This window comes from Alteromonas sp. 5NW40-0090 (assembly GCF_057552975.1).
On the sequence record NZ_BAAJLT010000033.1, the window covers coordinates 1 to 616 of the forward strand.

General features: G+C 50.3%; 1 protein-coding gene. It reads right to left on the reverse strand.

What is annotated here, in order from left to right:
• Nucleotides 1-616, reverse strand: a 616-nt coding sequence (locus tag AC27KT_RS19770) for a PKD domain-containing protein (protein ID WP_487132785.1), incomplete at both ends; no start/stop codon positions are given.

The following is a 616-nucleotide window of genomic DNA, read 5'->3' on the forward strand; positions in this document are numbered from 1 at the left end:
GTGTCATCGCCAGGGTCAAGGATATCTCCAAACGTGAATACGGCTTCACTTCCTTCATTGACCTCGATAGGCCCGCTTATACTGCTCACAGGTGCTACATTATTTACTGTGACGTCGAAGGCCTCGGTATCAGATTCGCCTGCCTCATCGGTCACCGTAATTGACACGGTTTGCGTTGATGCGCCATCGGCAAACACCTTCGATACATCAAAGCTATTCGACGTTGTAGCAAAGGTCTCATCAACGCTACCGTCATTATCCCAGTCGATATCCACGGTATAGCCTGCTGCTCCATTGTCCTCACCGTCAGTGAAGTTAATAGTGCGAGTAAAGGTATCACCTTCATCAATTACAGCATTGGCCTGTGCCGCTACATCAATCGTATCCGCTGGCGCACTTACGCTGACTGCCTGCGAAGCGACATCGCTAAACGTACCGTCTTCATCTTCCAAGCTGACGCTGATAGTAAAGTCACCCACTGTGGTATACGTGTGCGATACATCGCCCACACTGCTGTAGGTTTCTGTTGTGCCATCACCCCAGTTCACGGTAATGCCATTTGCAACAATGGTGTCGTCGCCCGGGTCGATTATTGCCCCTAGGTTCATGGTATAGG